This is a genomic window from Corticibacter populi (assembly GCF_004217315.1).
GTDB lineage: Bacteria > Pseudomonadota > Gammaproteobacteria > Burkholderiales > Burkholderiaceae_C > Lampropedia > Lampropedia populi.
Map to the genome: position 1 here is coordinate 1214953 of NZ_SGWR01000001.1, position 23269 is coordinate 1238221.

Sequence of the window (23269 nt, forward strand, 5' to 3'; positions counted from 1 at the left end):
AAATCAAAATGGATGGACGAATGGCCCTGTGGCGCTAGCTATAGCCGTAGGGATCGGGAATGGAGCCGGTCAAAAGCCAGTCACCAATGCTGCGCCGCCGATAGTCGAGGGGGTCGTGCAAGGTGTGCACGCGCACATTGCGCCAATAGCGATCGAAGCCATACTTGCGTGCCGTAGCGCGAGCGCCGAGCAACTCGAAGATGCGGGCCGTCACATGCAGGGCCACTTCCGCCGCATGTGCGCGTGATGCGCCCACGCTGAGGGTCAGGACGCCTCGCTCCTCTTCAGTCAGTGCAGAGCCACGCTCCCAAGCCTGCTGAAATTCATGGTTGACCTCGTTGGCCAACGCAATCGCAGATCGCAACTGGGTCCAAAGCTCACCGACACGCAACTGCAGGAACCGATCCTCGACCGCACGGTCTGCCCCCGACATCGGCCATGGCTGGACTTCCTCCTGTACGAACTTGATGGCGGCCTGCAAGGCGCCCACGGCATTGCCCAGATAGATATCCGTCAAGATCAATTGACCAATGATGTTGCGCAGCGTTGCGCGCGGGCTGGAGGCCACGCCAGGCGGCCCCAGAACCTCCTTGGGATCAATCCGAACCTGTTCGAAGGAGACGGTGCCGCTATCGGTCTGGCGTTGGCCCAGGCTGTCCCAGTCGTCGTGCACGGTGATGCCGGCGCGCCCGGTGGGCACGACGGCGAAAATGCGATCCTGTGGCCGCTCGCCCAAGGCCACTGAAACCGCCAGCACATCCGAATCCGCCGCGCCAGAGCAGTAGCTCTTGCTGCCTTGCAAAACGATCACGCCCTGCGTATCCCGACTCGCCTGCAGGCGGGTATCGCGTGCGTTCACCGCATTGCCCCAGAACCAGTTGCTCTTGACGGTCGCTGTCAAATATTCGCTCTGTTGTGCCGGGGAGCCAAACAAAAGCACACTGGCGACCTGCAGGTGCTGAAACCCGAACAAATGCGCAATGGAACTGTCCGCTTCGGCCAAGCGCCGTGTGATCGCCAGAATCAACGGCCAGCTTGCACCACCACCACCGTACTCTGCTGGAATGGCCAGATTTAATAAGCCACTTTCCCGCAGCCAGGAGCGTTGCAATCGCGCCGTGCCACCTTGCCGATCCCGATCCACAGCGGTTTCGGCGAGCTGGCCTACCAACCCCTGGACACTCTGCGCATACGGCGACCAATCCGCTGGATCCACGCCGAGAGTCAGTCTGCCGAAAGCGGTATGAGCCATATTGAAATGCGAGCTGCTGCCATATTGATGGTGAACAGCAAAATCATACACATCAAATCATTTAAAATAATGGATAGCTAATACCCTCCGATCATTAGAAAAAAATGAAATTTACTCATTGAATCAAAATCTAATACCTTTGGGAAACAAATAAATAAATGAATGGCATATCGATCCATCCCAAGAGATCGTTTCAATACCCGCAGACGCCACCCTCTTCATCGCCGCCTTCGACGGAACAAGTGCTGCGCACCCTCCCCGCTCGTACAACCCCTTGCCACATGGAGCGATCGTCAACAGGCTCTCGGAGCCTGTCCAGCCAGCCTTGGGGAAACCACGGATCGCTCCATAATGCTCCAGTCAATAGGACGCGCCATCCCGAATCCTGTACTGCCCCCCTCCCCCGCATGGATCGGCACTTTCGTCTCCCTATCGGCCAACGCGACCGCCCGACCCGGTAACGTCCATGCCTGTCATGCCGGCGCCGGTATCAACTTTGAGTCGATGCCGCAGAAGCAGAAGCCTCCTCTGCCACCGTGGCACCGTGGCACCGTGGCACCGTGGCACCGTGGCACCGCAAGCTGCACAATGACATCTTCTTGCCCAGCCAACAGCCTCCGATGATCAGAATCCTGCACACTGCCGATTGGCAGATCGGCCGGCAGTACGGGCGCTTCGCGCCCGAAGATGCCGCCGCGCTGGCCGAAGCACGCCTCGGCACGGTCGAGCGCATTGCCGCACTGGCCGGCGAACAGCAAGTCCGAGCGGTGCTGGTGGCCGGCGACGTGTTCGACGCACAGACCGTCTCGGACCGCACCATCCGCCGCCTCTTCAACGCCATGGAAGGCTTTGCGGGTCCATGGATCCTCATTCCGGGCAACCACGATGCGGCGCTGGCCGAAAGCGTCTGGAGCCGTGCGGCGCGCCTGGGCGCCATTGCACCCCATGTGCGCGTGATCCTGCAGCCGCAAGTGCTGGAACTGCCCGAGCTGGGCCTGGCAGTACTGGCCGCGCCGCTGACGCAGCGCCAAACCCACAGCGACCTGACCGGCTGGTTCGACAGTGCCGAGACCTCGTGCGGACTGCGGCGCATCGGCCTCGCGCATGGCAGCGTGCAAGGCCTGCTGGCCGACGACATCGACTCGCCCAATCCGATCGCCGCCGACCGTGCCGCGCGTGCTCGGCTCGATTACCTGGCACTGGGCGACTGGCACGGCCTCAAGTGCGTCAACGAACGCTGCTGGTACAGCGGCACGCCCGAGCAGGACCGCTTCAAGGACAACGGTGCCGGTCAGGTGCTGCTGGTCGATCTGCCTGAGAATGGTGCACCCCAGGTCGAGGCTCACGCCGTAGGCCAGTTCCAGTGGCAGCGCTGGAGCGAGGCGCTCGCCGTTGCCTCCGACCTGGACCGCCTGATCGAACGCCTCGAACAGGTACCGGCCAGCGCCGTGCTCGAGCTGCAACTGGCCGGTCAGCTCGACCTGGCCAGCCAGGCACGCCTGCAGCAAGCCATCTCCATTGCGCAGGGCCGCTGCCGCAGCCTGCAATGCGACCTGGCCGAACTGCGCCTGACCCCCACCGATGCCGACCTGGCCGCGCTGCAGGCCGACGGTTACCTGGGTGATGCCATTGCCGAGCTGCGCGAACACCAGCAGCTTGACGAAGGTGAAGCCGCCCGCGACGCGCTGGCCATTCTGGCGGGCCTGCTGCGCGAGCGGCAGAGCGGCAAAGGCGACCACGGCAGCCAGGGCCTGCCCGGTGCGCAGGAGGCGCAGGAGGCGCAGGAGAAACAGGCCGAGGCACCAGCAACTGAGCCAACGCCCATGCGGGAGGACCAGGCATGAGACTGCAGCGCCTGCGCATCGAACAGTTTCGCCAGTTCCACGGGCCCATCGAAATCGACGGGCTCGAGCCTGGCATCAACCTCTTCACCGGCCCCAACGAGTCGGGCAAGAGTACGCTGGTGCGCGCCATCCGCGCCGCCTTCTTCGAACGCCATCGCTCCAGCAGCGCCGAGGAGTTGCAACCCTGGGGAGACTCCTCGGCCTCCCCCGCCGTCGAACTCGACTTCGACTGGCAGGGCCAGCGCTGGCAATTGCGCAAGCGCTTTCTCAAGCAGAAGCGCTGCGACTTGCTGGTCGATGGCCAGGCCTTCAATGGCGACGACGCCGAAGAGCGCCTGGCCGAACTGCTGGGCTACCAGTTTCCCAGCCGCGGCGCCAGCAAGGCCGAGCACTGGGGCATTCCCGGCCTCCTGTGGATCGAACAGGGCACCGGCCAGGATCTCCATGCCGCCGTCGGCCATGCCGGCAAACACCTCCAGTCGGCTCTTGGCACCAGTCTGGGAGAAGTGGCCAGCAGCAGCGGCGATGCGCTGATCGCCCAGGTCGAGCGCGAGCGTGCCGCACTGCTCACCGCTACCGGCAGGCCGACCGGTGCCCTCGCCCGAGTCAGTCAGCAATGCGAGGAACAGCAGATGCGCCTGTCGGAACTGGACACCAGCATCGACACCTACCGCCAACAAGTGGACAGACTGGGTGGGCTGCGCCTGCAGCAGCAGGAAGACGCCACCCGCCCCTGGGAGGCCTATCGCCAGCAGGGCCGCCAGGCCGAGGCCCAACTGACCGAAGTTGCGCGCTGGCAGCACGAACAGCAGCGTGCCGAACAGGAGTTGCAAAGCGGCCTGGCCAGCCAGCAGCTCTGCCACGACCAGTTGCAGGCCTTCGAGCGGCAACAGCACGAACTGGCCGAACGCGCCAAGGACCGGCAGGACCAGGCCGCCCGGCTTGCAGAGCTGCAGGCGCGCCAAAGCGCCATCCAGACCCGCCTGGAGCAGGCCAGACTGCATTACCAGCAAAGCCGCGAGTCCCTCCAGCAGGCCCGACACGATGCGCAACGCGCAGGCATTCAAGCCGAACTGACCCAGCTGGAGCAAACCCTGAAGGACAACGAGGCCCGCCTGCAGCAGGCCCGAGCACAGCAAACTGACTTGCTGCAACGGCGCGGGCAGTGGCAGGCACTGCACATCGACGAAGCCAGCCTGCGGCAATTGCAGAAGCTCCACCAGGATTTGAGCGACTTGCGCGTCGCCGAGCAAGCCGTGGCCACCCGCCTGCAGTTCGACCTGCAGGCGGGCCAGAGCCTGCAGCTCGGACATGAAACGATCCGCGGCCAGGGCGAGCGCCGCCTGCTCCAGCCGATCGAGCTGCGTATCGCCGGTATCGGCCTGATGCGCATCCAGCCTGGCGGCGAGGACGTGGCCTCGCTGGTGCGCCGCCAACAGGCCGTGCAGGACCGGATCAACACCCTGCAGACGCACCTGCAGGTCCAGAACCTGTCGGAGGCCGAGGCCCGCGCCGAACAATGCCGCCGCCTGCAGCAGGCCATCGAACAAGACGAACTCCAGCTGCGCCACCTGGCGCCCAACGGAATCGATGCGCTCGAGGGCCAATTGACACTGGCGCGTCAACGCCGGCAGGCACTGTCGACCCAGTTGGCCGCCCTGCCACCCGCCACAGTCAACCAAACCGACTCCGACACCGGCATCCACACCAGCCTGACTGCCGCGCAAACCTTGCTCGACAACGCCACCGACCAGCTTCGAGCCGCCGAACAGGCCGAGGCCCGCTACCAGAAAGACCTGGGCCTGGCCGAACAGGCCAGCCGCATCGCCCAGGCCGAATGGCAGCGGCTGCAGAACGACATCATTGCCCCCGAGCGCCAACAACGCACGCAGCAACTGCAAACGCAACTGCTGGAGTTGCGCGCTACCGAATCGGCCCTGCGGAAGGACATGAACAGCCTCCAACAGCAGATCGAGGCGGCCCGCCCCGACATCCTGCGTCAAGACATCCAGCGCCTGGGCCGCACCGCCGAGGCGCTCGAACACGCCGCCCGCGAGCGCGAACGCGAACTAACCCGCCTGCAAAGCAGCCTCGAGGCACTGGGCGCGCAGGGGCTGGAGGAAAAACGGGCCGAGCTGGCCCAGGAACTGCAATTCAGCCACCGCCGCCGCGACGAACTGGCACGCCGCGCCGCCGCCCTCGACCTGCTGCTGCTGACGCTCAAGGACAAGCGCCAGGCGCTCACACGCCGGCTGCAGGCGCCGCTGCAGCACCACCTGCACCACTACCTGCAGCTGCTGTTCCCGCAAGCCAGTCTCGACATCGACGAGAACCTGATGCCCGCGCAACTGGTGCGCACCGGCGCCGGCGGCCACGAGGAGCGTGGCGAATTCCAGGCCCTGAGCTTTGGCGCGCGCGAACAAATGGGCCTGATCAGCCGCCTCGCCTATGCCGACCTGCTGCAAGCGGCCGGCCGCCCGACGCTGATCATCCTCGACGACGCGCTGGTGCACAGCGATCCTGAGCGCCTCGCACCCATGAAGCGCATCCTCTTCGATGCCGCGCAGCGGCATCAGATCCTGCTCTTCACCTGCCACCCGGCCAACTGGCGCGACCTCGGAGCCCCGCCCCGCGACATGCAGGCCATCAAGACCGGGGCCTGAGTGGCACCGTGTCGTGCAACAATCCATGCATCCAGACGACGGGAGGCACCGATCGCGACTTCCATCCCGGCCTCAAAAAACGGGCTATAATCACCGGCTTGCTACCGGCAATCGTGGAAATACATCGTTTGCCGGCATCGGGGTGTAGCTTAGCCTGGTAGAGCGCTACGTTCGGGACGTAGAGGCCGGAGGTTCGAATCCTCTCACCCCGACCAGGACATCACACAAAAAGCCCAAGCGACTTTGTCGCTTGGGCTTTTTACCTTGGGGCTTCATTCACCCCAATTCGGGGTACCTACTCGGTGCGGTGGTCCGTCAGAGGACAGGTCAACCTCCCTGAAAACGACCCTGGCTGTTGCCGGATGGTTCGCGGGCTTTGCCCAGCCTCCATTTCCATGCAGACAGCGGCGTGTGGCTCAGGACGCGCATGAACAGGGCCCAGGGCTGGTCACGTATTTCCGGGTGCCTTTTGGTCATACCATCTACCACAAACTCGTCAATGGCTTCATGCGTGTAAAGCAAACCGACGCGTTGGCAATGCTTTGCACAGGAAACATGCATTAGACAGCAGGCACATAGCCAAAGGCACACAGGCTGCCAACGCCACTATTGCGAACACCAACGAAGATCCTTCACAGCCATTTGTTATTTACTCATTTTGATATTTCCAAATAACAACAAACCATTAAACGATTGGGCTGCTTCTGCCATAGGATGATCCGGAAGGGATTCAATCAACATGTCCGAAGCACCACGCCAACTCACGCTCAATCTGTTTATCTACCCCAATGGTCACCATGAAGCTGCATGGCGGCATCCGCTGGCCGCGCGCGAGCGCATCCTCGACGTGCGCTATTACCAGTCGCTGGCGCAACAGGCCGAAGCCGCCAAGTTCGATGCGGTGTTCTTTGCCGATGGCCTGGGTATCGGCGACGGCATCCGCTATGCCAGCCGCTTTCACCTGGAGCCGCTGACGCTCATCAACGCGCTGGCGGCGGCTACCGAAAAGATCGGCTTCATCGCCACGGCCTCCACTTCCTTCTACGATCCGTACACGCTGGCGCGCCTGTTCGGTGCCACCGACCACTGGAGCGGTGGGCGCATCGGCTGGAACATCGTGACGTCCTCGCTCAAGAGCGCCGCAGGGAACTACGGGCTGACCAGGCACCCCTCGCATGCCGAACGCTATGAGCGCGCGCACGAATTCGTGCAGGCCGTCACGCGGCTGTGGGACAGCTGGGAGGACGAAGCCTTCGTCAACGACGCCTCCACCGGCCTGTTTGCCGATACCGATCGCATCCATGCGGCCAACTTCACCGGCAAGCACCTGCGCGTGCAGGGCGCGCTCAACCTGCCCCGCTCACCGCAAGGACGGCCCGTGTATGTGCAGGCCGGCTCCTCCGAAGACGGGCGCCAGTTCGCCGCCCAGTATGCAGAAGCAATCTTCACCGCGCATCAGACGCTCGAGAGCGCGCAGAGCTTCTACCGCGACGTCAAGCAACGCGCCGCCCAGTGGGGCCGCAATCCCGCCCACATCAAGATCCTGCCCGGACTCAGCCCCTTCATCGGCTCGACCGAAGCCGAGGCGCGTGCGCTGCAGCGGGAGTTCGACGAGCTGATCCAGACCGACTTCTCCCTGCTCCAGTTGAAGAACCAGCTCGGACTGGACATCGATCTGCGCGGCCAGGACCTGGATGCGCCCTTCCCACGTCACCTGATTCCGCACAGTGCCGACCAGCAGGAACACAGCCGCTTCCAGCTGGTGCTGGACATCGTTGACCGGGAAAAGCCCACGCTGCGCCAGCTCATCGAGCGGCTGGCCGGTGCACGCGGCCACTTCGTGCTGGCCGGCACGCCTGAGCAGATCGCCGACCATATCGAAACCTGGTTCACGCAGGGCGCGGCGGACGGCATCAACGTCATGCCGCCCTGGCTGCCCGGTGGCCTGGAAGTGTTCACCCGGGAGGTCGTGCCGATCCTGCAGCGGCGCGGCCTGTTCCGGCAAGACTACAGCGGCGACACCCTGCGCGACCATCTCGGCCTGCCCCGCCCGCCCAGCCTTTTTGCAAGCGAACAGCAGCAAGCCGCCTGAATCTGCTGACGCTCAGGCCCGCGCGCCTGGCGGCAGATACCCCGAGCGCATCGATCGGCCTCGCCGAACGCGATAAGCGCGGCGAACAGTTCGGCCAGCGCAGGCGGAAGACGCCAGCCCGTCAAGCCAGCTTCGCGCAAGGCCGTGAGATGCGGATGCAACGGTTCGTGATCGCGCTCACGCTGTATGGCGGTTGCACGGATCTCCCGAAACAAGGGCCGCAAAGGCTCGATCCGTTTGGCATGGCGGGCGTCGGGGCCTTGGCCTCAGCCTTCGGATGGATTGGGCATGGGAAATCTCCTGCCAGGAAAAACGCCCAGGAAACGAAGGGGGTAGTGGATGGGTGGCCAGCGACGTTGCCACGCAATCTCGCCCGAGAGACTGAAAAAAATCAGCGGCACATGCGCCGCACCGGAAAAACCGGCGAGCATTCACAGGAATATGCGTTGATTCGTGACCGCCACACCAATAAATGGCATGCCGCCTCGGCATCATCATGCACATGCCCATTATGGCATCGTCCCCATACTGCATTAATGCCCATTCAAATCAACCAATTATCAGCTTATTCAAATCATTGAATGCGCAGCGCTCATTCCATGGAAACAGCGATTCTCCTGTCATTTACTAATGAATTAATAATCTTTGACGCCCCCCCATCCCATTCATACCATGCGCAATGCCCGCGACCGCCACAACGTGGCATTGATTCCCGTCATTCTGGTGATGGAACCGGACGCCCCGCCTGCCCACCGGCGATCGCCACGGTACCGGCCGCACACTTTCCATGACCGATCATCCAACCCATTCTTCATTCACACTCCGAAGGAAACCCATGTCCAAACCCACGCTGTTCCTGCTGCAACCCGGCTTCGACGACGAGAAGCAACCAGGCAAGACATTCTTCTGCCCGGCGGGCACCTTCATTGAAGGCGTGCTGGCAGTCTATCCGCAGCTCAAGGACCAGATCGAGGTCCGGCGCGTGCCCTTCCCCCGGCCGCGCCAGGCCGTCATCGCCGCTGCCGGCGAAGCCAACCAGAGCCTGCCCTTGCTGGTGCTCGACGGCCAAAGCGACTCATCCCAGGTCACCGGTGAACACGAAGGCCACAGCCTTGTGGCAGGCAAGGAAGCGATTGCCGCCTATTTCGCAGAAACCTATGGCATTGACTGGTCGCACTAAAAACCCTGTTCACCACCCAAGACGTGTGATCCATCAGATCAGCCGCGCGCTTTCGCACAGGCAGGCATTGGCCATCACCGTCGTCCATCCCGCCAATGCCAACGAGAAAGATGGGGTGTCGGCTGGCCAGGAATTGGCATGCTATCTGCTTGCCAGAAGATGGGCCTGACCCCAACAACCTGCCCCATGAAGGAAGTGCCATGCCCCACCACCCCGTCTTTCTCGTCGGTGCCGGCCCTGGCGACCCGGAGCTGCTGACTCTCAAGGCCGTGCGCGTACTGGGCGAGGCCGATGTGGTACTGGCCGATGATCTGGTTGACGCCAGCATCCTCGGGTACTGTCCACAGGCACGCATCATCCGCACCGGCAAGCGTGGCGGCTGCCGCTCGACGCCGCAGGCCTTCATCCAGCGCCTGATGCTGCGCTACGCGCGTCAGGGCAAGAAGGTCGTGCGCCTGAAAGGCGGCGACCCTTGCATCTTCGGCCGTGCCGGCGAGGAGGCGCACTGGCTGCGCGAGCGTGGGGTGGCCTGTGAAGTGGTCAATGGCATCACCGCGGGCCTGGCGGCAGCCACCTCCTGCGGCATTCCACTGACCATGCGCGGCATGACACACGGCGTGACGCTGGTCACCGCCCACACCGAAGATGGCCGCGGCCCCAACTGGCCTGCGCTGGTGGCGGGCGGCACCACCCTGGTGATCTACATGAGTGTCTCGACGTTGGCAGCCACCCAGCGCCAGTTGCTCGCCAGCGGCATGCCGGGCGGCATGCCGGTCGCCTTCATCGAGAACGCCAGCCTGGCCACGCAGCGGCAACTGCACACCCGGCTGGCCGATGCAAGCCGCGATGCCGCCGCCTGGGGCTTGCGCAGCCCGGCCATCATTGTCGTTGGCGAGGTTGCGGCGCTGGCGCAATCGCCCCATGGCTTGCTCGATGCATCCAGTGCCATTGGAGCCCTGGAGCGGCAAGAGCCGACGCGCCGGGCCAACCGCTGAACACGGGACACCCGCCGCGCCCTGGTCAGCTTGTGCGCGCAGTCGCTCCCGTCGCTGACCGGTTGTCCTCGAACAGTTCACGCATCGCCCGCCGGATGCCGCCATAACCGGTGCAGCGGCAGAGGTTCCCGCACATCATGGCCTCCGCATCTGCAAAGCTGGGCCGGGGCGATTGCTGGTGCAGCCAGGTCAGGTGCACCACCATGCCGGCGGTGCAATAGCCGCACTGCACGCCACCGCAGGCATCCAGCGCATCCTTGACGGGAGCGCTGGCCGGATCCTCCCGCAACGACTCGATGGTGCGCACGGACTGGCCCTGCAACTGGTAGGCCATCAGCAGGCAGGCATTGGCCGGCGCGCCATTGAACCAGACCATGCAGGCGCCGCAGCGACCGACCTCACAGCCCGGCTTGGCGCCGACCAGGTGCCAGTATTCGCGCAGCAGCGTCAGCAGACGCGTGTCCGGCCGGCAACGGACCGACACGGCCTGGCCATTGAGCTGCATGCGAAGCACCATCTCGGCAGCCTCGGTCAGAGCGTTCGTCTCAATCCCATCGGTCGTTAGGACGCACAGCGCCGCTGGTTCATGGGTGTTCATCGGCAGTCTCCAGCAGGGCGATCACCTGCGCCGGTTGCAGTGGCAAATGGGTGACGGGGCGGCGCAAGGCGTTCGACAGGGCATTGGCGACGGCCGGCACCGCGAAGTTGACGCTGATCTCGCCAGCCCCGCGCGGCCCGACGGGATCGCCCGGCGGCAGGTTCTCGATGGCCAGCAGCTCCATCTCGGGTGCATCGGCAAAAGTGGGGATGAAGTAGGCATCCAGGTTGCGCGCGGTGTAGCGGCCGCCCACACAGGGCAATTCCTCCTGCGTGCACATCGCCATTCCCATCACCGCGCCGCCCTCCATCTGGCCCAGCAGGCCCTGGAACGACACCACCGGCCCCAGCGCCGAGCACATCAGCATCTTCTCGACCTGAATGGTGCCGTTCCAGGTGTCGATGCGCACCTGCGCGATGGCCGCGCAGGCACCAAAGACAAAATGCGTGTCATGGGCGTTCTGTGGTGGATCCTCCGGGTGCAGCTCGACCGTGATGCAGGGCCGCGCCACGCCCATGGATTCGGCCAGGCGTGCATAGTCCAGCACGCGGTCCATGCCCTGGTAGACGCCGCCCGGCCCGAGGCGCAGCGCATCGGCGGGCGTGCCCAGGCACTGCGCCGCAGCGGCGGTCAATGCTTCCGTCCACGCCTGGCGTGCGTCAGTGACGGCGCGCCAGGCCAGCGTGGTGGCGCGCGAGGCGGCGACCGGGCCGGAATCGGGCGTGCAGGCCGTATCGCCCAGCACCGGGCGCACATCCTCCGGCGCGCAGCCCAGATGCATGACACAGACGTTGCGCATGCTGCCGATCAGGTTCTGGCCCAGCTCGGTAAAGCCGCAGCGCAGTTCGATGGCGCCATCGGCGGCCAGCGCCAGCACCATGCGGCTGTGGCTGGGCCCGCCCTTGCCAAAGCCGTCGCTGCGGTGCACCAGCGCCATGCCGATGCCATGCAGATAACGCCCACCGCCAGTGCGCCAGCGCCGCTGGCCCTGCCACAGCGGCTGCTGGCGTGCCACGTCGAGCGCACGGTGCGCGCCGTCGAAGGGCACCACGGTTTGCCCCAGCGGGCCGGGGGCCGACGGGCTGGCAAGGTTCAGCGCGCGAAAGACCGCGGCATCGATGCCCACGGCGGCGGCCAAACGATCGATCTGCTGCTCCAGCGCAAACTGCACCTGCACGGCGCCAAAGCCGCGAAACGCGCCCGCCACGCCATTGTTGGTGTACGCCAGCCGCGCCTGCAGGTCCACCGCCTGGTACTGGTAGGGGCCGGGCGCGTGTTCCAGCGCGGCATCCAGCACTTCAGGACCATGGGTGGCGTAGGCACCGGTGTCGGCCAGGATGTCGGCGCAGTGGAACAGCAGCCGGCCGGCGGCATCGCAGCCGGTGCGCATGCGGATGCGCATCGGGTGGCGCTTGACGCCGAAATCGACCGATTGCGGCCGCGTCAGGTGCAAGCGCACCGGCCGCTGGGCGTGCCAGGCCAGCAAGGCGGCAATCGGCTGGATGGTCAGCTCGTCCTTGCCGCCGTAGGAGCCGCCGACCGGTGTGCCGGTGGCCTGCACCTGCGCGTGGCGCAGCCCGAGCATGTCGGCAATCACCTGGCGCTCGCGCGCCGGGTTGTGCCCGCCGAAGAAGAGCCGCAGGCCGCCTTGTCCATCGGGCTCGGCCACGCCGCCTTCGGTCTCCAGAAAGGCATGCAACTGGCGCGGCGTGGTGTAGACGGCCTCGACCACATGGGCGCAGGCGGCCTGCGCGGCGTCCAGATCGCCATGGCGGTAGGCGGCGCGGTGCAGCAGGTTGCCCCCGGGATGGACCAGCGCCTCGGGCGGAAGATCCTCGGCCAGCGCGGCCTCGGGGTCATCGATCAGCGGCAAAGGCTCGTAGACCACTTCGATGCACTGCAGCGCGGCGTAGGCGGTGGCAAGGTCGTCGGCGGCGACGGCGGCCACCGGGTCGCCGACGTAGCGCACCTTGTCATGGCACAGCATGGGCCGATCGACCTTGCGCAGGCCATACACGGCTACGCCGGGAATATCGGCATGCGTGACGACGGCATGCACACCCGGCATGGCACGCGCCGCCGCCACATCGATGCGCAGAATGCGCGCATGTGGCCAGGGGCTGCCGAGAATCAGGCCGCGCAACTGGCCAGTGGCAATACGGTCGGTCAAATAACCAGGATCGCCCGAGAGCTTGGCTTGGGCATCGGGCCGCCGGTCACATTGTGCCTCGGCAGGCCGGGCGATTTGGTGGGGTGTGTCGAAATGCATCGATGCACCTACCCTTCGGCCGCGTTCGCCAGGCAGCCGGCATGCCCGGCGATCAAACGGCTGGCGATCAACGCCAGCTCGGTAGGCAGGCTGGCCTGGCAAGCGGCGCGGATGCCCTCCAGCGTCGGCAACGCCGATGCTGCGGCCGGATCGAGCAAGGCCTCGACCGCCAGCAGCCGATGCACCGGCGTGCCCGGCGCGCCGGCGGCCACGCGCGCCACGGCCCGGCCATCGGCGCTCCAGCGCAGTGCCAGCCGGATGCGCGCTGGTGAAAAAGCCGCGCGATAGCCCACCTTCTCGAACACGCTGCGGCTCGGAGGGTGCCGGTCGGCGCGGGGCAGCCAGAACGCCGTCATCAATGGACGTACCGGGCGCTGCAGGCAGAGGAACAGGGGCTCGCGCCGACCATCCGCCAGTTCAGCCTCGGCATCGAGCGCGAGCAGCACCGGGCCGGTATCGCCCACGCCCCAGCCAACGTTGCCGCCGATGGTGCCCAGCCGGCGCACACCGGGCGCGCCCAGTTGCGCCAGCGCCGTGCACAGCAGCGGCGCATGCGCATGCACCAAGGCATTCGTGCGCACGGTCTCCAGCCGCGCGGCGGCGCCGATGCGCAGGCCTTCCTCCTCCAGCGTGATCTGCTGGGTCTGCGGCCAGCCCATCAGGTTGATGAAGGTGATGCCATCGGGCGCGAGGCGCGGGTCATCCCATTCCTGCTGCACCACCGTCGCGCCGGACAGGTAGCGCGCCGAGGGCCCCAGCGCATCGGCCAGGCGCTGCGCCTCCCATGGCGTGGCGGGGCTCAGCAGTTGCATCGCCCTTCCCTTATCGCGCGGCCCAGAAGGCCTGCTGCACAGCCAGGATTTCGGCGCGCGCCGCCGGCACCGGACCGATCAGCTCGACCGGCTTCTGACAATGGTCGAACACGTAGCGCGAAGAGACGCTCATCGTCGGGTTCTCGCCATGCGAGCCGGTGCATGCGAGCAAGTCCGCCTCGGTCATGCCGAACACCACGCGGCCGATGTTGGCCCAGTAGGCAGTGCCGGCGCACATGCAGCAGGGCTCGACAGTGGTGTAGAGCGTGCAGTCCCACAGGTAAGCGGGGCTGTAGTTGTGCGCGGCGATGCGCGCCAGCGTCGACTCGGCATGGTTGACGGTGTCGATGTTGCACTGCTCCAGCAGCACGGTCTCGTGGTCGGGCGCGACCAGCACGGCGCCGAACGGGTGCTTGCCCAGCGCCACGGCGCGCTCGGCCACCGCGCCGGCGTGGCGCAGGTGGCGCAGGATCTGCGCTTCACTTGGCCCGCTGCGCGGGAAGGTCTGGGATGGAGTGGTCTGTGTCATGCGATTCTCGAGTTCACGAAGGCTGGCTGGCGGCATGCGCTTCACACGCCGTCCGCGCCCTGGCTCCAGGGGAACAGGCGCTTTTGCAGCCAGCGCACCAGGCCATAGAGGACCAGGCTGCTGACCACCAGCAGGGCCAGCGCGGCAAACGCCACCGGCACCTTGAAAGAGGAAGTGGAAAAGAGGATCAGGTAGCCCAGCCCCTTCTCGGCGGCGACAAACTCGGCCACCACGGCGCCGACGATGGCCAGCGTGATGGACACCTTCAGCGCCGAGAACAAGTAGGGCACGGCATACGGCATGCGGATCTGCCAGTACTGGCGCGAGGTGCTGGCGCGCAGCGAGCGCGACAGCTCGATCAACTCCGCCGGCACGGAGGCCAGCCCCAGCGCGGTCGAGACCACCAGAGGGAAGAAGGCGATCAGCGTGGTGATGACGATGCGCGGCAGCCAGCCTGCCCCCAGCGTCACGACGATGATGGGCGCGATGGCCACGATCGGAGTCGACTGGATCACCACCAGCCAGGGCATGATGATGCGCGAGAGCAGCGCCGAGCGGGTGATGGCGATGGCCAGCGGCAGCGCCAGCGCAATGGCCACCAGATAGCCGGCCAACGCCACCTGCAGCGTCGCCGCGAGGTGGTCCAGCCAGCGCGATGCGCCTACATCGGCCGCGGCACGCGCAATCGCGCTGGGCGCCGGCAGGATGTACTCCGGGATGGCCAGCAACCGGCACGCCAGCTCCCAGCCGATCAGCACCAGCAGAAAGACCAGCAGCGAGGCCTGGCGGCTCAGGAAACGCAGCACCGCAGGGGCCTGGGTTTGTCGGGAAGTCGTGGGTGATGGAGACATGGGCGGCTCACACGGGTGCGCGGCTGAACACCTGCATGCGGATGTCATTGGCCATTTGGGTGAAGACCGGATCGGCCAGCGTCGCCATGTTGCGCGGACGCGGCAGCGGCACGTCGATGATGTCGTCGACCTTGCCCGGACGGGCGCTCATGACCACGATGCGATCCGACAGCAGCAGCGCCTCCTGGATGGAATGGGTCACGAACACCACGGTCTTGGGCCGCTCGTTCCAGATGCGCAGCAGCTCGAAACTCATCTCGTCGCGGGTGAGCGCATCGAGGGCCGAGAATGGTTCGTCCATCAGCAGGATGTCCGGGTCGTGCAGCAGCGAGCGGGCGATCGAGACGCGCTGCTGCATGCCACCCGAGAGCTCGTGCGGACGCTTGTGGCCGAAATCCCCGAGCCCGACCATCGCCAGCAGTTCTCGCGCGCGCTGGTGCTCGGCGTCACTCACGCGCCCGTACTTGTGGCGCATCGGAAAAGTGATGTTGTCGAGCACGCTCAGCCACGGCAGCAGCGTGGGCTTCTGGAATACCATGCCGATCTCGTCGCGCGGCTCGGTGACGGGGTAATCGAAGATCCGCACCAGCCCTTCGGTGGGCCGCAGCAGCCCCGAAATCAGCCGCAGGATGGTGGACTTGCCGCAGCCCGAAGGGCCGATCAGCGAGACGAATTCGTTCCGGCGCAAATGCAGGTCCACGCCCTGCAAGGCGGTGATGCGGGTGCCGTCGCTGGAGGTGAAAACCTGGCCGACGGCGTCGAGATCAATCACATGTTCCATATCGTGGATGCGTGGATGCGAGGGTGCGTGGGGCCCACGCCCTGGTCATGCCGACGGGGGCATGCAAACGGGGTGTGCTAACGGCCTGCCGCCGCCATGGCTTGACGGAGCCGGCAGGGCCGGACGATGTGTCAAGCCCCAGTCAAGGCTTGACGAAGCTGCGGTTCACCAGGGTTTCGGGATCGACCTTGTCTTCGGCATAGTTCATCGACTGCGACACCCAGCCCCAGGTGGCCTTGAGCAGGGCCGGATCGAAGGTGCCAAAGCCATTTGCCTGGCTGACCTCGTTGCGCAGCAGCGGAATCGAGGCCTCGAACTCGGCCTGCACCACCGTTGCATTCGCCTCCGGCACCTGGGCCTTGAGATCGGCTGCGGCCTGCTGCGGGTTGGCGATCGCGAATTCCACCGACTTGGTCAGCGCCCGCAGGTAGCGCTGCAGCACCTCGGGCTTCTCGTTGATGAGCTTGTCGCTGGCCAGCGCCGACCAGCCATAGCCGTCCAGACCGAAGTCGGTCCACGGCAGCACCGCCAGCTCCTGCTTGGCCTGGCCCAGCACGTCCTTGAACGCCGGGCCGACGGTGACCCAGTTGATCGTCGCATCGACGCGGCCCTGCGCCAGCATCGGCGCCATGGTGGAGGGGTCGGTCTTGATGACGCGGATCTTCTCGGCGTCCACCCCGTTCTTCTGCAGCACCACCGGCCACAGGGCGTTCGACGAGGAGAAGGTCGGCATCGCCACCGTCTTGCCTTCCATGTCCTTGAGGGTCTTGATGCCGCTGCTGGCGCGGGTGAAGAGCGCATCGGGCTGCTTGGAGTACAGCGACATCACGGCCTTGACCGGCACATTGCCTTCGGCCGCGGCCATCATCAGCGCCGAGATGCCGCCAAAGCCCACATCGGCGGTGCCGGTGGCGATCTTGGTGACGGCATCGGTCGAGCCGCGGCCCGTCAGCACCTGCACTTCCAGGCCTTCCTCCTTGAAGAAGCCCTGCTCGATGCCGGAGTAGACGAACGACTTGTCGCCGCCGGGCAGCCAGTCGAGCTGCACGGTCAGCTTGTCGGCCGCCTGGGCGGCAACGCTGGCGCAGGCCAGCACGATGGAAGTGAGCAAGGGGCGGATCGTCATGGGGCTTTTTCCTCGGTCGAAGTGGATGGGAGCAAAAGGGGAAACGGTTCAGGCAAGAGGCAAAAGACCGGTGCGGCCAGAAGCAACCGCAAGGTCCGTGCCAGCGCCGGAGGGCAGCATCTGCGCCAATGCCGGCAGCAGCCGCTCGGTCAGCAGCGCCGGACAGGCGAGCTGGGGAACATGCCCGCAGTCGAGCGTGATGCGCAAGGCGCCCGGCGAGAGGTTCTGCATGCAGCGCTGCAGTTCGTGCAGCACCGAGCGATCGCGCAGGCATTCCACGTAGATGCGCGGCACACGCCCATAGCGCTGCGCCGTCAACCGGCAGCGCATGGCCCGCCCGCCTTCGGGCTGCCAGCACAGCCTGCGGGTTGCGGCCGCGGCCTGCTCCGGCGTGCAGTCATGCAGGAAGATGCGGCCCGCCGCAGCCGGCGGCACACGGCTGGCCTGGTGCATGGCATCCCACTCCAGATGGGGCCCGATGCCCGCGTAGACGAAACCCGGCTGCTCGCGCCGGCATGCCTCGATGAGGGCGCCGAAATCCATGCCGTCCGGCAGCATCATGCCAGCCAGGTACACCAGGGCCAGCACACGCTCGGGGCAATGCTCGGCCACCTGCGAGGCCGTGATGCCGCCGCCGCTGTGGCCCAGCACCACCGCCGGTCCGTCCAGCCCGGCCAGCAGTTCGGCGACATGCGCCACATACGCATCCAGGTCAACGCGAACCGGCTGCGCCGGTGGCCAGGCATCCTGCCTGATGCCGTTGCCGGGCAGGTCGACGGCATGCACCTGCCAGCCGGCGGCCTGCAGCATCGGCATCCAGGCCTCGAAGGCCCAGCTGCCCTGCCAGGCGCCGTGGATCAGCACCATGTGCCGTGCCGCGCTTGCCATGGCGACCTCACGCGCCATAGGTGCGCTGGTAGCAGGCGATCTGGTGTTCTTCCACCGTGACCGGGGCATACCTGGGCGTCATCCCTTCTTCCAGGCATGAGGGAATGCAGGCGATCTGGTGCGCCGGATTGCCGGTGAAGAAGAACGGCACCGAATAGCGTTCGCCGCCCGAGCGGTTGATGACCCGGTGCAGCGTGGAGACGTAGCGGTCATTGGTCCAGCGCGCCATCAAGTCGCCGATGTTGACCACATACGCGCCGGGCACCGGTGGCGCATCGATCCAGTGGCCGGCCTGCGCATCCCAGACCTGCAGGCCGCCCGCATCGTCCTGCAGCAACAGCGTCAGGCCACCGAAATCGGTGTGCGCGCCACAGCCCTTCTCGCCCGGTGCGGGGTTGGCCGGCTGCGGCGGGTAGTGCAGCAGCCGCAAGGTGGCGGCGGCATCGCTCACATAGGCGGAAAAATAGTCCTCTGGCAGGTGCAGCGACAGCGCCATGCCGCGCATCAGCGTTGCGCCCAGCGCATAGGCCTGTTCGTAATAGGCCTGCATCACGGCGCGGAACTCGGGCAACTGCGCCGGCCACTGGTTGGGGCCGGTGTTGAAGCGGCCAGCCTTCACGCGCGGGTCATCCGGCGGCACCTCGGCGCCGATGTAGAAGCTCTCCTTCAGGTCGGGCGCGGCGCCGCTTTCGAGCGTTTGCGCACGCAGCGGCTCGTAGCCCCGGTTGCAACGCGAGTGGCGCTTGTCGACCTGCTGCTTGCTGGCCTCGTCCAGCGCGAAGAAGCGGCGCCCCATGTCGAACACGGAGCGGATCAGCGCGGCATCCACACCATGGTTGATCACGTAGAAGAAGCCGCGTTGCGTGCAGGCCTGCTCCAGGCGCCGGGCAACGGCGAGCCGATCGGCGGGACCGGCGCTGTACAGACCGGCGATGTCGATGAGCGGTAGGTTGGTGGACATTCTCGAAAACGTGGGATGGCAGTGGCTTGAACAAGCTTGAAAAAAGGCCTGAACGTGCAGGGGATGCGCCGGAGTGTAGGAAGCCGCGCCCGATCCCGATAGCACTGTTTTTCGCTCTGGGTGGTGCATAAATTCGCTCACACCTGCTGGGCATCTCGTGCATCACCCACTCGTCACCTCGCTGCGCTGGCGCTCTTCGATGAGCCGCGTGACGATCTGCAGGAAGGCATCCAGCGCCGACGGCAGGGTGCGGCCGGCGCGCACATACACGCCGAGTTCCGAGTACATCGCCTGCGGGGTGTTCAGCGGAATGTGCACCAGCGTGCCCTTTTGCTGCTCCTGCTCGACACCGATGCGGCTTTGAAAGAACAGCCCGACGCCAGCCTCCGCCAGCTTCTTGCCCAACTCCACCGAGGACACTTCGATGCACACGTTCAATGCACCTTTATGGTGCGACACCACCGGCTGCAGCAGGCCGTGCATCGACAGCTCCCGGGACGGCATGATCAGCGGATACTGTGCGCATCGCGCGAAATCCACCCGCTTGCAGGACGCAATGGGGTGGCCGGCCGGCGCGATCACCCCCAGCTCGAAGCGCGCCACGCTGCACTGGCGCAGCTGTTCGCTGCGCTCGATCGCAAAGCCGATGCCGACATCGGCCTCACCCTCCATCACCGCTCTGGCCGCCTGTGCGGAGCCGCAGATCCGCACCTGGATCGTGATGCCAGGATGCCGCTGGCGCATCGCGGCGATCACGGTCGGCAGGATATCCGCCGTCAGGCCCTCGACGGCGGCGATCTGTACCGTGCCGCGGTGCACGCCACGCAGCAAGCCCAGCTCCGAGACCAGGCGGTTCTGGTCCTGCAGCACGGTGAGCACATGGCGCGAGAAGATCTCGCCGGTGGGGGTGAGCCGCAAGCCGCCCGAGAGGCGCTCGAACAACGGCCCGCCCACCTCCTCCTCGAGTTGCAGCAGCTGCCGGTTGACGGCCGAGGAGGCCACGTGCAGATGCCGGGCTGCCTCGCGGATCGAGCCACAGCGGCGAATCATGTCGAAATAAAGAATGGCGCGGGAGTGAATGTGCATGGGCACCCTGCAGCACGTGCCGTGCCATCTTGCCGGCGGGATGCATCAGCCGCCCCTGGCTCCTGCCTTACCATGTGCCACGCAGCTACCCCGCACGCACCACGGCGCCATGCATGGCATGGATGTTGCACCTGCAACACAAGGCCTGCGCCTGGGCTCTTTTGCAACCCAGGCAGCCATCCCGACCGAACAAGACCACCTGGCCACATAGCCACATGGCAAAGCAACACAAGCCGCTGACAGCACGATGAAATCCGGTCTGAATTTCCTGGCCGCAGCCAGGCAGTATGAAATCGAGGAACTCGAGCAGTTCGCCGATTCCAGTGGCCTGGCGCACGTGATCGGCCAGTTGGTGCACGAACTGCAGCGCGAGCGCGGCGCCTCCAACGTCTTCCTGGCCTCGCAAGGTACCCTGTTCGCCGAGCAGCGCCGGCAACTGGTGCAGGCCAGCGATGGCTGCATCCGCGCCACCCGCGACTTCCTGGAGCGGCTCGAACCCCAGCCAGGCTTTCCCGGCAGCCGCGCCAGGCTGTTCAGCTGCATCGCGCACGCGGTGCACGGGCTGGACACCTTGCCGCCGCTGCGCCGGCGCATCGAGGCGCTGGACATCTCCGCGCCCGAACTCATCGGCGCCTACAACCAGCGCATCGCCCACTTGCTGGCCGTGGTGTTCGAGGCCGCCGACAGCGCCACCGACCCCGACCTCTCGCGCCTGCTGGTGGCCTACTTCAACCTGATGCAGGGCAAGGAAAACGCCGGCCAGGAGCGCGCCGCCGGCGCGGCCATCCTCGGCTACGGGCACGCCACCACCAGCCAGCAGCAACAGATGCTGGACCTGATCGACGGCCAGGAGCGCTGCCTGCGGGTGTTCGTGCACTTCGCCGCACCCGCCGCCCAGCAGCGCTGGCAAGACCTGCAGTCGAGCGACAACACCGCCGAGCTGGAGCGGCTGCGCCGCATCATCTGCACCACGCTCGTTCCCGGCAAGGGCGCGCCGCCGGGCGCGTCCGCATCGAGCCTGAGCATGATCTGGTACGAATGCTGCACGCGCCGCATCGACGCCATGAAGGAGGTGGAAGACCTGCTGGCCGGGCAACTCGCATCGCTGTGCCGGCAGAAGATCGACCAGGCCCGGCAAGAGCTGGCGCGCTACGCGCACATGCTGCAGGCGCTGTCGCAGCAATGGCCTGCCACCGCCCCGGTCGCGCTCCCCGCCAGCGCAGCAGCGGCCGCGCCGGCACCAGAGCACAGCCTCCCGCAGGCCGGCACTACCGCCAGCGCGCAATCCGACCAGACGCTGCTGGCAGCACTGTTCGACGGCAGCAGCGCGCCCCTGGGCAGTGGTCCACAGGCGCAGGCCACGCGGCAGCTCCATGGCTATGGCCCGCACATCGAGCGGGCCATCATGGACATCATGCACGAGCAATCCGAGCGGCTGCAAAGCATGGCCGACGAACTCAGCAAGGCGCGCGAGGCGCTGCATGAGCGCAAGCTCATCGAGCGGGCCAAGGGCCTGCTGATGGCTCACCGCCAGCTCACCGAGGAGGCCGCCTACCGTGCCATGCGGCAAATGGCCATGGAGCAAAACCGCCGCCTGATCGATGTGGCCCAATCGGTCCTTTCGCTCGAAAGCTATCTGAGCCGCTGAGCCGCCGGGCCGGACTGCACCACCCCACTCTGGTGCATGAAGTGCCGGACACCCCGAGGGCTTGCCCCCGTTTTGTGCAATGGCAATACCCTCTGCCGCCATGCCGGCGCCCCGGGCAGCATGATGCTGCAATGCAACAGAGCTGGCACGGGATTTGCATGATGATTGCCGACCCTGGCCAACGACGGCTTGCGGTCATGCAGATGGCCAGCCGCCACTCGCGGCGTCGCGAGTGGCTTGCCATCCACCGGACAACGGCGTCCATTGCCCTCCCGCATGTGTCATGGCGGACAGGCAGTGGACGCCGTTTTTTGTTTTTCCACGCCATGCATCCCGACCCGCCCACGCCAGGAGAAAGCGACCATGACCAGCCGTCCCCACCTTCCACAAGCTCCGCAGCCCGCCGCCGACGCTGACGCCAGCACCAACGGCGGCACGCAGCCCGACCGCCGCCGTTTCCTGCGCGTGGCCGCCGCGGCCGGGAGCGCCTACCTGTTCTCCAGCCTGGGGCACCCCGGCGCCTGGGCCGCCGGCTCCGATGCGCCCGAGAAAAAGGAAGTGAAGATCGGCTTCATCCCGCTGACGGACTGCGCCAGCGTGGTGATGGCCTCGGTGCTGGGGCTGGATGAGAAATACGGTGTCAAGATCGTGCCCAGCAAGGAGGCGAACTGGGCCACCATCCGCGACAAGCTGGTCAATGGCGAAAACGACTTCAGCCACATACTTTATGGACAACTGGTGGGCCTGCAGGTCGGCATTGGCGGACCTCAGACCAACGTCGCCAGCGTGATGACGCTCAACCGCAATGGCCAGGGCATTTCGCTGTCCAAGAAGATCGCCGAGGCCGGCGCGACCGACTTGGTCTCGCTGGTGGCGCTGATGAAGCAGCAGCCGCGCGAGTACACCTTCGCGCAGACCTTCCCGACCGGCACCCACGCCATGTGGCTGTACTACTGGCTGGGCAGTGCCGGGGTCAACCCGATGAAGGACGTCAAGGTCATCACCGTGCCGCCGCCGCAGATGGTGGCGAATGCGCGCGTGGGCAACATGGACGGCTTCTCCGTCGGCGAGCCGTGGAACCAGCGCGGCATCCTCGATGGCGTCTCCGTACACGCCGCCTCGTCGCAGGACGTCTGGAAGGACCACCCGGAGAAGGTGCTGGGCACCACCGCCGCGTTCGCCGATGCCAACCCCAACACTTGCCGCGCGGTCGCTGCAGCCATCATCGAGGCGGGCCGCTGGATCGATGCGTCCGACGCCAACAAGGAAAAGATGGCCGAGACGATTGCCGCGCGCTCCTACGTGAACACCGACAAGTCCGCCATCATCGACCGCATCCTGGGCAAATACGACAACGGCCTGGGCAAGAAATGGAACGACCCCGACCACATGAAGTTCTACGACGATGGCCAGGTCAACTACCCGTACCTGTCGGACGCCTCATGGTTCCTCACCCAGCACAAGCGCTGGGGCCTGCTCGATGCCCACCCCGACTACGAGGGCGTGGCCAAGGCGGTCAACCGCATCGAACTCTACAAGCAGGCTGCCACGGCCGCCGGCGCGCCCGTGCCAGGCAGCGACCTGCGCAGCAGCACGCTGATGGACGGCAAGGTCTGGGATGGCAGCGACCCAAAGGCCTATGCCGATTCGTTCGATGTCAAGGCGTGACGCCGCACCACGCACGCCCCTTCTTC

19 protein-coding genes and 1 tRNA gene are annotated in these 23269 nt (G+C 65.9%); 9 read left to right on the plus strand and 11 right to left on the minus strand.

Annotation, left to right across the window (positions count from 1 at the left end):
• Positions 1-34 precede the first annotated feature (34 nt).
• Positions 35-1303, minus strand: coding sequence for an acyl-CoA dehydrogenase family protein (locus tag EV687_RS05515; RefSeq protein WP_242612474.1), 1269 nt, complete (start codon positions 1301-1303; stop codon positions 35-37).
• Between the two features lie 569 nt (positions 1304-1872).
• Between EV687_RS05515 and EV687_RS05520 the strand changes: the two genes are divergently transcribed.
• The 7 genes from EV687_RS05520 to cobA all read left to right on the plus strand — a co-directional run bounded on the left by EV687_RS05520 (position 1873) and on the right by cobA (position 10026).
• The gene (locus tag EV687_RS05520) at positions 1873-3096 is read left to right on the plus strand and encodes a metallophosphoesterase family protein (RefSeq protein ID WP_122227255.1); all 1224 of its coding nucleotides are present in this window, start codon (positions 1873-1875) and stop codon (positions 3094-3096) included.
• Complete coding sequence (locus EV687_RS05525; protein ID WP_122226805.1) at positions 3093-5759, plus strand: AAA family ATPase; 2667 nt, start codon at positions 3093-3095, stop codon at positions 5757-5759. The genes EV687_RS05520 and EV687_RS05525 overlap by 4 nt, the downstream gene beginning before the upstream one ends.
• Before the next feature lie 138 nt (positions 5760-5897).
• Positions 5898-5974 (plus strand) — tRNA-Pro (locus EV687_RS05530).
• A 524-nt stretch (positions 5975-6498) separates the two neighbouring features.
• Positions 6499-7851, plus strand: coding sequence for an LLM class flavin-dependent oxidoreductase (locus EV687_RS05535; RefSeq protein ID WP_122226806.1), 1353 nt, complete (start codon positions 6499-6501; stop codon positions 7849-7851).
• Positions 7852-8006: 155 nt separating this feature from the next.
• Complete coding sequence (locus EV687_RS05540; protein WP_130466461.1) at positions 8007-8432, plus strand: hypothetical protein; 426 nt, start codon at positions 8007-8009, stop codon at positions 8430-8432.
• A 254-nt stretch (positions 8433-8686) separates the two neighbouring features.
• The gene (locus tag EV687_RS05545) at positions 8687-9031 is read left to right on the plus strand and encodes a DUF3088 domain-containing protein (RefSeq protein WP_122226807.1); all 345 of its coding nucleotides are present in this window, start codon (positions 8687-8689) and stop codon (positions 9029-9031) included.
• A 200-nt stretch (positions 9032-9231) separates the two neighbouring features.
• Complete coding sequence (gene cobA / locus EV687_RS05550; protein ID WP_122226808.1) at positions 9232-10026, plus strand: uroporphyrinogen-III C-methyltransferase; 795 nt, start codon at positions 9232-9234, stop codon at positions 10024-10026.
• A 25-nt stretch (positions 10027-10051) separates the two neighbouring features.
• On the opposite strand, the gene EV687_RS05555 is transcribed toward cobA, so the two are convergent.
• The 10 genes from EV687_RS05555 to EV687_RS05600 all read right to left on the minus strand — a co-directional run bounded on the left by EV687_RS05555 (position 10052) and on the right by EV687_RS05600 (position 19927).
• A complete protein-coding gene (locus EV687_RS05555; protein ID WP_122226809.1) occupies positions 10052-10624 on the minus strand; it encodes a (2Fe-2S)-binding protein in 573 nt (190 codons plus the stop codon).
• The gene (locus tag EV687_RS05560) at positions 10611-12893 is read right to left on the minus strand and encodes a xanthine dehydrogenase family protein molybdopterin-binding subunit (RefSeq protein ID WP_122226810.1); all 2283 of its coding nucleotides are present in this window, start codon (positions 12891-12893) and stop codon (positions 10611-10613) included. The genes EV687_RS05555 and EV687_RS05560 overlap by 14 nt, the downstream gene beginning before the upstream one ends.
• Before the next feature lie 8 nt (positions 12894-12901).
• A complete protein-coding gene (locus EV687_RS05565) occupies positions 12902-13705 on the minus strand; it encodes an FAD binding domain-containing protein (protein WP_122226811.1) in 804 nt (267 codons plus the stop codon).
• 10 nt (positions 13706-13715) lie between these two features.
• Entirely contained in the window at positions 13716-14234 is a 519-nt protein-coding gene (locus EV687_RS05570) for a nucleoside deaminase (protein WP_122227257.1), read from the minus strand.
• 41 nt (positions 14235-14275) lie between these two features.
• The gene (locus tag EV687_RS05575; protein ID WP_242612475.1) at positions 14276-15085 is read right to left on the minus strand and encodes an ABC transporter permease; all 810 of its coding nucleotides are present in this window, start codon (positions 15083-15085) and stop codon (positions 14276-14278) included.
• A 7-nt stretch (positions 15086-15092) separates the two neighbouring features.
• Positions 15093-15866, minus strand: a complete 774-nt coding sequence (locus tag EV687_RS05580) for an ABC transporter ATP-binding protein (protein ID WP_122226813.1) — start codon at positions 15864-15866, stop codon at positions 15093-15095.
• Between the two features lie 142 nt (positions 15867-16008).
• The gene (locus EV687_RS05585) at positions 16009-16992 is read right to left on the minus strand and encodes an ABC transporter substrate-binding protein (RefSeq protein ID WP_122226814.1); all 984 of its coding nucleotides are present in this window, start codon (positions 16990-16992) and stop codon (positions 16009-16011) included.
• A 48-nt stretch (positions 16993-17040) separates the two neighbouring features.
• A complete protein-coding gene (locus EV687_RS05590; protein WP_242612476.1) occupies positions 17041-17880 on the minus strand; it encodes an alpha/beta fold hydrolase in 840 nt (279 codons plus the stop codon).
• Between the two features lie 7 nt (positions 17881-17887).
• Positions 17888-18841, minus strand: coding sequence for an isopenicillin N synthase family dioxygenase (locus tag EV687_RS05595; RefSeq protein WP_122226815.1), 954 nt, complete (start codon positions 18839-18841; stop codon positions 17888-17890).
• 162 nt (positions 18842-19003) lie between these two features.
• Positions 19004-19927: a LysR family transcriptional regulator gene (locus EV687_RS05600; protein ID WP_122226816.1), complete on the minus strand. Its 924-nt coding sequence runs from the start codon at positions 19925-19927 to the stop codon at positions 19004-19006.
• Positions 19928-20174: 247 nt separating this feature from the next.
• On the opposite strand from EV687_RS05600, the gene EV687_RS05605 reads away from it, so the two are divergent.
• Entirely contained in the window at positions 20175-21575 is a 1401-nt protein-coding gene (locus EV687_RS05605; protein ID WP_122226817.1) for a nitrate regulatory protein, read from the plus strand.
• 363 nt (positions 21576-21938) lie between these two features.
• Positions 21939-23243: a CmpA/NrtA family ABC transporter substrate-binding protein gene (locus EV687_RS05610; RefSeq protein ID WP_122226818.1), complete on the plus strand. Its 1305-nt coding sequence runs from the start codon at positions 21939-21941 to the stop codon at positions 23241-23243.
• The last annotated feature ends 26 nt before the right edge of the window (positions 23244-23269 follow it).

Excerpts from the sequence above, each read along its gene's own strand:
- EV687_RS05585 (WP_122226814.1), bottom strand. The coding sequence starts at position 16,992 with ATGACGATCCGCCCCTTGCTCACTTCCATCGTGCTGGCCTGCGCCAGC.
- EV687_RS05605 (WP_122226817.1), top strand. The coding sequence starts at position 20,175 with ATGAAATCCGGTCTGAATTTCCTGGCCGCAGCCAGGCAGTATGAAATC.
- EV687_RS05595 (WP_122226815.1), bottom strand. The coding sequence starts at position 18,841 with ATGTCCACCAACCTACCGCTCATCGACATCGCCGGTCTGTACAGCGCC.
- EV687_RS05610 (WP_122226818.1), top strand. The coding sequence starts at position 21,939 with ATGACCAGCCGTCCCCACCTTCCACAAGCTCCGCAGCCCGCCGCCGAC.
- EV687_RS05555 (WP_122226809.1), bottom strand. The coding sequence starts at position 10,624 with ATGAACACCCATGAACCAGCGGCGCTGTGCGTCCTAACGACCGATGGG.
- EV687_RS05540 (WP_130466461.1), top strand. The coding sequence starts at position 8,007 with ATGCAACGGTTCGTGATCGCGCTCACGCTGTATGGCGGTTGCACGGAT.
- EV687_RS05600 (WP_122226816.1), bottom strand. The coding sequence starts at position 19,927 with ATGCACATTCACTCCCGCGCCATTCTTTATTTCGACATGATTCGCCGC.
- EV687_RS05525 (WP_122226805.1), top strand. The coding sequence starts at position 3,093 with ATGAGACTGCAGCGCCTGCGCATCGAACAGTTTCGCCAGTTCCACGGG.
- EV687_RS05535 (WP_122226806.1), top strand. The coding sequence starts at position 6,499 with ATGTCCGAAGCACCACGCCAACTCACGCTCAATCTGTTTATCTACCCC.
- EV687_RS05560 (WP_122226810.1), bottom strand. The coding sequence starts at position 12,893 with ATGCATTTCGACACACCCCACCAAATCGCCCGGCCTGCCGAGGCACAA.
- EV687_RS05580 (WP_122226813.1), bottom strand. The coding sequence starts at position 15,866 with ATGGAACATGTGATTGATCTCGACGCCGTCGGCCAGGTTTTCACCTCC.
- cobA (WP_122226808.1), top strand. The coding sequence starts at position 9,232 with ATGCCCCACCACCCCGTCTTTCTCGTCGGTGCCGGCCCTGGCGACCCG.
- EV687_RS05590 (WP_242612476.1), bottom strand. The coding sequence starts at position 17,880 with ATGGCAAGCGCGGCACGGCACATGGTGCTGATCCACGGCGCCTGGCAG.
- EV687_RS05520 (WP_122227255.1), top strand. The coding sequence starts at position 1,873 with ATGATCAGAATCCTGCACACTGCCGATTGGCAGATCGGCCGGCAGTAC.
- EV687_RS05545 (WP_122226807.1), top strand. The coding sequence starts at position 8,687 with ATGTCCAAACCCACGCTGTTCCTGCTGCAACCCGGCTTCGACGACGAG.
- EV687_RS05575 (WP_242612475.1), bottom strand. The coding sequence starts at position 15,085 with ATGTCTCCATCACCCACGACTTCCCGACAAACCCAGGCCCCTGCGGTG.
- EV687_RS05570 (WP_122227257.1), bottom strand. The coding sequence starts at position 14,234 with ATGACACAGACCACTCCATCCCAGACCTTCCCGCGCAGCGGGCCAAGT.
- EV687_RS05565 (WP_122226811.1), bottom strand. The coding sequence starts at position 13,705 with ATGCAACTGCTGAGCCCCGCCACGCCATGGGAGGCGCAGCGCCTGGCC.